Origin of the sequence: Streptomyces sp. NPDC049813 (genome assembly GCF_044465085.1) — a bacterium.
In the GTDB taxonomy this organism is placed as follows: domain Bacteria; phylum Actinomycetota; class Actinomycetes; order Streptomycetales; family Streptomycetaceae; genus Streptomyces.
In genome coordinates this window covers 59,400-66,448 of the sequence record NZ_JBITLI010000010.1, presented here as the reverse complement: position 1 = coordinate 66,448, position 7,049 = coordinate 59,400, and the positions used below count along the sequence as shown (strand labels likewise).

Annotated in this window: 5 protein-coding genes and 1 pseudogene; 2 read left to right on the top strand and 4 right to left on the bottom strand. The window is 73.9% G+C overall.

Annotated elements, in window-relative coordinates; translation table 11 throughout:
• Nucleotides 1-341: 341 nt before the first annotated feature.
• Nucleotides 342-2,765: pseudogene (locus ACIBW6_RS20975) on the top strand (GH92 family glycosyl hydrolase); the annotation flags it as partial.
• 51 nt (nucleotides 2,766-2,816) lie between these two features.
• On the opposite strand, the gene ACIBW6_RS20970 reads toward ACIBW6_RS20975, so the two are convergent.
• The 4 genes from ACIBW6_RS20970 to ACIBW6_RS20955 all read right to left on the bottom strand — a co-directional run bounded on the left by ACIBW6_RS20970 (nucleotide 2,817) and on the right by ACIBW6_RS20955 (nucleotide 5,325).
• A complete protein-coding gene (locus ACIBW6_RS20970) occupies nucleotides 2,817-3,119 on the bottom strand; it encodes a hypothetical protein (protein ID WP_399061679.1) in 303 nt (100 codons plus the stop codon).
• A gap of 16 nt (nucleotides 3,120-3,135) precedes the next feature.
• On the bottom strand, nucleotides 3,136-4,092 hold the full coding sequence (locus tag ACIBW6_RS20965; protein ID WP_399061677.1) for an NADP-dependent oxidoreductase: 957 nt from the start codon (nucleotides 4,090-4,092) through the stop codon (nucleotides 3,136-3,138).
• Between the two features lie 126 nt (nucleotides 4,093-4,218).
• The gene (locus ACIBW6_RS20960; RefSeq protein WP_399061675.1) at nucleotides 4,219-4,821 is read right to left on the bottom strand and encodes a hypothetical protein; all 603 of its coding nucleotides are present in this window, start codon (nucleotides 4,819-4,821) and stop codon (nucleotides 4,219-4,221) included.
• Between the two features lie 51 nt (nucleotides 4,822-4,872).
• Complete coding sequence (locus tag ACIBW6_RS20955; protein ID WP_399061673.1) at nucleotides 4,873-5,325, bottom strand: MarR family winged helix-turn-helix transcriptional regulator; 453 nt, start codon at nucleotides 5,323-5,325, stop codon at nucleotides 4,873-4,875.
• A 191-nt stretch (nucleotides 5,326-5,516) separates the two neighbouring features.
• Between ACIBW6_RS20955 and ACIBW6_RS20950 the strand changes: the two genes are divergently transcribed.
• Nucleotides 5,517-6,974 (top strand): MFS transporter, encoded by a 1,458-nt coding sequence (locus ACIBW6_RS20950; RefSeq protein ID WP_399061671.1) that lies wholly within the window; start codon nucleotides 5,517-5,519, stop codon nucleotides 6,972-6,974.
• Nucleotides 6,975-7,049 lie beyond the last annotated feature (75 nt).

Below are 7,049 nucleotides of genomic sequence, written 5' to 3'. Positions count from 1 at the left end.
GCCCGGCCCGCGTGTCAACCCCCCCCCCCCCAACTTACCCCCCCCCCCCCCCCCCCCCCCCCCCCCCGGGGGCCGGGCCCGGGCGGGGGGGGGGGGGGGGTCCCCCCCCCCCCCCCCGCGCCCCGGTGCGTTCCCGCCGATCCGCGCCCGCCCCCTTGACACCCCGGTCCTTGATCGGAAACATCGCCCGCGGTCCTTTGACATCGTTATCAAGCCCTCCCCCCAAGGCCTGTCCGCCCTGTGCGACCGGCGTAAGAAGGCACCGCATGACGACGACAGCTCCCCCCATCCCCGGCGCGGTCCCGCGCCGCCGGCGCATACGTCCGGCCCGCACCGGCCTGCTGACCGGCGCCGCGGCGGCGGCCCTGGCCGGCGCCCTGCTCACCACCGCGGTGGCGCCCGCGGACGCCGCCCCCGCCCGGCCCGCCGGCACCGCCGCCGCCCTGGTGAGCGACCCGGTGCGGCTGGTCGACCCGCTGATCGGCACCAGCAACGCGGGCAACACCTACCCCGGGGCGGTCCGCCCCTACGGCATGCTCTCCTGGAGCCCGCAGACCTCCACCGGCACCCAGACGAAGAACCCCGCGCCGGGCGGCTACCGGTACGACGCGACGCGGATCCGCGGCTTCTCCCTGACCCACCTCAGCGGTGTCGGCTGCTCCGGCGCGGCGGGCGACATCCCCGTCATGCCGTACGTGGGCGACATGACCGGCTCCCCCTCCGCGGACACCGGCGACACCACCTACGCGTCCGGCTTCAGCCACGCGCGGGAGAAGGCCACCGCCGGGCGCTACCGGGTCGGTCTGGACAGCGGCGCGAGCGCGGACCTGACCGCGACCACCCGCACCGGCACCGGCCGCTTCGGCTTCCCCGCGGGCAAGACGGCCTCGATGCTCTTCCGGACGTCGAACTCCGAGAGCGGCAGCACGGACGCGCGGGTGCGCGTCGACGCCGCCCACCGGACCGTCACCGGCTCCGTCGACGCGGGCAATTTCTGCGGCCCGCAGAGCGAGAACAACCGGCACCAGCTCTACACCCTGCACTTCACCGCCCACTTCGACACGCCCTTCGCCGCGACCGGCACCTGGCACGACAGCGAGCTGCACCCCGGGGCCACCGAGGCCGCCGGCGGCACGGGCTACGACGAGAACGGCAACCCGCGGCCGGGCAAGGGCTCCGGCGCGTACGTGACCTTCGGCGAGGACGTACGCCAGGTGCAGATGAAGGTCGGCATCTCCTATGTGAGCGCCGCCGGGGCCGAGGCCAACCTGCGCGCGGAGAATCCCGCGTCGGCCTCCTTCGACGACACCGCCGCGGCGGCGGCCGCGCAGTGGCGCACGGAGCTGCGCAAGATCGGCGTCGGCGGCGGCACCACGGCCCGGCAGCGCACGTTCTACACCGCGCTGTACCACTCGATGCTGGAGCCGACCGTCGCCAACGACGTGGACGGCCGCTATGCCGGGGCCGACGGCCGCGCCCACCGGCTGGCCGCGGGACAGCGGGCGCAGTACGGCACCTTCTCCGGCTGGGACCAGTACCGGGCCCAGGTCCAGCTGATGGCGTGGCTGTCACCGAAGGCGGCGAGCGACTACGCGCAGTCCCTGTACGCGTACGCCGGCCAGCGCGGCGGCGAATGGGACCGCTGGCTGCTCCAGCAGGGCAAGACCAGTGTGATGGCGGGCGACCCGTCGGCCGTCGCGCTCGCCGGCATGTACGCCTTCGGCGCCCGGGACTTCGACGTGCGCGGCGCGGTGGACTCCCTGGTCCACGCCGCGACCGTGCCCTCGGCGAACGACGCGTCCGACGCGGGCTGCCAGGTCGAGTGCGTCGGACAGCGGCCGTCGCTCGACTTCTACCTCACCCACGGCTACGTCCCCGCCGACGACTGCCACTGCTGGGGCGGGGCCGCGGAGACGCTGGAGGACGCCGCCGCCGACTACGGCCTGTCCGAGCTGACCGGCGCGCTCGGCGACCATGACCGGCAAGCCGCCTTCCTGCGCCGCTCCGGCGCCTGGAGCCAGGTGTTCGACCCGGACGCCACCGCGCAGGGCGGCTGGATGCGCGACCGCGAGCGCGACGGCGACTGGGCCGGGGACTCCTTCGACCCCGGGACGGGCGACGGCTTCGTGGAGGGCAGCAGCGCGCGCTACACGTGGATGGTCTACTCCGACGTGGCCGGCCTGGCCCGGGCGATGGGCGGCAAGGACAAGGCCGTGGAGCGCCTGGACTCGTTCTTCCGTACGCCCGAGGGGGCCTTCGACTTCTCCGCGAAGGACGACACGCGGTACGACCCGACGAACGAGCCGGACATCAACGCGCCCTATCTCTACGACTATCTGGGGCAGCCCGCCCGTACTCAGGAGACCGTCCGCGCCGAGCTGGACCAGCTGTGGACCGACACGCCCGGGGGCATCCCGGGCAACGACGACGCGGGCACCATGTCGGCCTGGTACGTGTTCTCCGCGCTCGGCGTGTACCCGCAGGTACCGGCCCGCGCGGACCTGGTCCTCACCTCGCCGCTGTTCCCGCGGGCGCAGGTGCACGGGGGGCTCGGCCGGACCCTGCGCATCGAGGCGCCGGGCGCGGGCGCGTCCGCCCCGTACATCCGGGGTGTGCGGGTCGACGGCCGGGCCTCCGACCGGACGTGGGTGCCGGCTTCGACGGTCATGAAGGGCGGGACCCTGCGGTTCTCACTGGGCGCGACGCCCGGCACGGCCTGGGGTACGGCCCCCGAGGACGCGCCGCCGTCGTTCCCGGCGGGCGGCTGACGCAGCGGCGGTGAGGGGCGCGCGGCGCGCCCCTCACCAGCCGGCGGTTCACTCCGCCGTCTCCTGGAGGCGGTGCAGGCCGTCCTCCCACCGTTTCCTGCGCTCCGCCGCTGACTGGTCCCACCAGGCGGTGCCGCGCTCCCCGAGCGCGGTCTTGGCCAGCTGGACCCGGTCGCGGGCCCGGCGTTCGGCGGCGGTGTCCTCCTGCCGCAGCGCGTCACGCACGGCCCGGCGGGCGGCCATGAGGTGCCGGCGCAGCTGCGCGGCGGTCTCCTCCGGGACCGAGGGGTCGGTGGCCCGCCACTTGCGGCCGTCCACCACGATGTAGCGCCCGTCCTCGCTCCGCTCCACCGTCAGCCGCCCCAGCTCACGCGTCGGCGACCTGGATGAGGATCTTGCCGTGCACATGTCCGGACTGGCTGAGTTCGAAGGCGTCCGCGACGCGCTCCAGCGGGAACGTCTCGGCCACCGGCACCCGCAGCTGCCCCTTCTCCGCGAGGTCCGCGAGGGCGCGCAGGCCGTCGGCGTCGGGGCGGGCCCACATCCACTGCCCGCCCTCCTTGACGACGTCCGGGTCGGCGATGGACGCGTGCCGGCCGCCCTCGCGGAGCACGGCGCGGGTGACGTCCAGGACGCCGCCGACGTAGTCGACCACCACGTCCACGCCGTCGGGGGCGAGCTCCTTGATCCGGTCGGTCACGCCGTCCCCGTAGCTGACCGGTTCGGCGCCGAGCGCGCGCAGCCGGTCGTGGTTGCTCTCGGACGCCGTGGCGATGACGCGGGCGCCCAGGGCCTTGGCGATCTGGACGCCGAAGGTGCCGACGCCGCCGGCCGCGTTGTGGATCAGGACGGTGTCCGAGCCGCCGGTGTCCAGCCGGGTCAGGCTCTGGTACGCGGTCAGCCCCGCCAGCGGCACGCCGGCCGCCTCGCCGAAGCTGAGGGACGGCGGCTTGGCGACGAGGGCGCGCACGGGGACCGTCACGAACTCGGCGAAGGTCCCGCCATGCACGTAGTCCTTGCGGGCGTATGAGAAGACCTCGTCCCCGGCCGTGAACTCCGGGGCGTCGATGCCCACGCGCTCGACGACGCCGGAGACGTCCCAGCCCGGGATCACCGGGAAGACGGTGTCCATCATCGCGTCCAGGCCGCCGGACATGACCTTCCAGTCGACCGGGTTCACGGCGGCGTAGCGCACGCGGACGAGAGCCTCGCCGGGGCCCACCTTCGGCAGCGGCTGGTCGGTCAGCGACAGGACGTCGCGGTCCCCGTACTTCTCGTAGGTGATGGCCTTCATGGTGGCCGCCTCGTTCTGTTCGTTGCCCATGGTTCGCTCCGGCCGGACGTGGGTGGGTGCGGAAGGATGTCCGGTACCCATGTTTGCCGGGGGCAGTCGGGGCGGCCACCTGTGACGGCGGCGCGCGGGGCGTGCGGGGCCGGGCCCCGGCCCGGATCAGGGGCGCGCGGCGATGAGGGTGGTCACGCGGACCAGCGTGGGGCGCGCGGGGGTCGAGCCGAAGCCGAACCGGACGGGCGGGGTGACGTCGCGCAGCGGGCCGAGGTCGCGGCCGTCGAGGCGGGCGGCGGCCGCGGCGAGCCGGTGTTCGTCCAGGGCGCAGTAGTACTCGTGGCGCCCGCCGCCCGCGCTGCCGACGGTGCGCACGCCCTGGCGGGCCAGCCGCGCGAACGGGTCGGTCAGCCGGCACCAGGCGCGGGTCCGGGCGAGCGGCCTGGGCACGAGGGTGAGCAGGAGTCCGGTGCCCGTACGGCGGCCGACGGTCAGGGTGAGCGTGAGGGAGGGGGTCCGGACGACGAGGCGGCCCGACGGCCGGACGGCGAGGGCGACGGGCTCGACCCGTACGGTGTCGAACGTGTAGGTCGCCGCGATGTAGTCGGCGGCGGCGCGGGTCGGTGCGATGAGTGTGCGGTGGCCGTCGGCGCGCTCGACCATGACGTCGGTGAGGGGCCCCAGCGGCGAGCGGCGCCACATGCCGACGACGAGACGGACGCCCGAGCGGGTGCCGATGCCTGCGATCGCGCCGTCGAACCGGTCCACGCCCGTCAGCCTATGCGGTCGGTGCCGGCGGGGCAGGGCGGGGCCGCGGGTTCAGGAGCGGGGCCAGGGCTGGCCGCTGAGCTGTTCGATACTCGTGTTGAACCGCTGGAGGTAGTGCGCGAACTCCCGCACGTCGTCGGCCGGCCAGTGCGCGAAGACCCGGTCCAACTCCTGCACCTGCTTCTCGTGCTCGGCGTCCAGGCGCCGCTCGCCCTCGGCGGTGAGCCGGAACTTGCGGGCCATGCCGCCTTCGGGGTCGGGGATCCGCTCCAGCAGCCCGGCCCGCATCGCCTGCGCGGTCTGCCGGTTGACCGTCGAGGCGTCGAGCACGAACGCCTCGCTGAGCTGACCGATCGACATCGGCCCCTGGACCCGGATCCGGCTGAGGATGATGTACGTGCTGCGCTCCAGGCGGTCCGCCTGCCGACGGCGCTTGTCATTGCCGAGCTGATGCCGGCCCAGCACCATGTGCTCGAACTCGACCAACTCCGAGGGCTTGTCCATGTGCGTGCGTCCTCCCAGGTCCGACGGTATCGCAGGGCGCCACGGCCCGGGCCCCTCCCCCGGCGGCGGGCGACCGGGAAGTACCTGCACCCTGCATGCAATGTGCGCGATACATAGTCTGTGTATGATGCACATCCTTGCACGTGCCGGTCCCTTCGCGACGACGGGGCCGAGAGACAGAGGACCCCCGTATGGATGCCCCCGAGACGAGCAGCCGGTCAGGCGCCGTCGTCACCACCCTGGCGCTCGCCGGTACCACCGCCGCGATCATGCAGACGCTGGTGACACCGCTCATCGCCGAGCTGCCCCAGATCCTGCACACGTCGTCCTCGAACGCGGCGTGGGTGATCACCGTGACGCTGCTCGTGTCGGGCGTCTGCGTCCCCGTCTCGGGCCGCCTCGGCGACCTGATAGGCAAGCGCCGCATGATGCTCGCCTGCGCCGTCCCGCTGGTCGGCGGCTCGGTGGTGTGCGCGCTCTCCTCGTCGCTCGTGCCGATGATCGTCGGCCGTGGACTGCAGGGCATGGGGATGGGCATGGTGCCGCTCGGCATCGCCCTGCTCCGTGACGTCGTACCGACCGAGAAGCTCAGCGGCTCCATCGCCCTGGTCAGCGCCTCCATGGGCATCGGCGGTGCCATCGGCCTGCCGATCGCCGCCGCGGTCGCCCAGTACGCGAACTGGCGCGTGCTGTTCTGGGGCTCGGCCGTGCTCGCCCTGATCATCGGCGTCATGATCTACGTGATCGTGCCGGACGTCCCGGCGGGCGCGAAGGGGCAGCGCTTCGACGCGCCCGGCGCCGTCGGCCTCGCCATCGGCCTGGTCTCGCTGCTGCTGGCCATCTCCAAGGGCGCCGACTGGGGCTGGACCTCCGGCACCACCCTCGGCCTCTTCGCGGTCGCCGTCGTCGCGCTGCTCGTCTGGGGCTTCTACGAGCTGCGCACCCGCGAGCCGCTCGTCGACCTGCGCACCACGGTCCGGCCCCGCGTGCTGTTCACCAACGCCTCGTCGATCCTGATCGGCGTCGGCATGTACTCCTTCATGCTGATCGCGCCGCAGCTGCTCCAGTTCCCGAAGGCCACCGGGTACGGCCTCGGCCAGTCGATGCTCGCGGCGGGCCTGTGGATCGCGCCCGGCGGCATCATGATGATGCTGATCTCGCCGCTCGGCGGGAAGCTGATCAACGCGCGCGGCCCGAAGACCGCCCTCATCTGCGGCGCCCTCGTGATCGCCGCCGGCTACGGGGTCGCCCTGCCGCTCATGGGGACGGCCTGGGGCATCATGCTCTCCGGCATCGTCATCAACAGCGGTGTCGCCCTCGCCTACGGCTCGATGCCCGCCCTCATCATGAGCTCGGTGCCGCTCTCCGAGACGGCCGCCGCCAACGGCTTCAACACCCTGATGCGCTCGCTCGGCACCACGATCGGCTCCGCCGTCATCGGCGTCGTCCTGGCCCAGATGACCATCAGCATGGGCGGTTTCACCTTCGCCTCCGAGAACGGCTTCCGCACCGGCCTGATGATCGGCTGCGGCGTCGCCCTCGTCTCCGCCGCCGTGGCGACCCTCATCCCGGCCCTGGCCAAGCCGGACGGCGAACCGGCCGCGGGCGAGCAGCCGGCCGGCACCGGCCAGGCACCCGCCCGCGCCTGACCCGTCCAGGCCCGCGCGCCTGACCACCGCTCACCCGCACGGTCCGTCCGCGCATGCGCGGCTCCGCCGTGGCGC